1 pseudogene is annotated in these 249 nt (G+C 43.0%); it reads left to right on the top strand.

Going from position 1 to position 249, the window contains the following annotated elements:
* Window positions 1–249: pseudogene (locus AB4486_RS24040) on the top strand (porin); the annotation flags it as partial.

The raw sequence follows: 249 nt of genomic DNA, 5'->3' as shown, positions 1-249 counted from the left end.
CATCGTTGGTTTTGAAGCTAGCCTACCTGCAGGTTTTGGTATTGCAGCTGCGTTTAAAGGCGAAGAGCTAGATAACGGCATCCGTAAGCAAACACAAGATTCTTACTCAATTATTGGTCAATACTGGAACGGTCCAATCGGCTTTAAACTGGGTTACGCAGCGAACTTAGAATCTGAACTTAACGGTAAGAAAGAAGCTAACTCAGACAGCAACACTATTTCTGGTCAGTTAATGGCTGTTCATAACGG

The sequence above is a fragment of the Vibrio sp. 10N.222.55.C6 genome (assembly GCF_041473395.1).
GTDB lineage: Bacteria > Pseudomonadota > Gammaproteobacteria > Enterobacterales > Vibrionaceae > Vibrio > Vibrio crassostreae_C.
The sequence above is the reverse complement of the archived record's forward strand: the minus strand, read 5'-3'. Positions and strand labels throughout refer to the sequence as shown.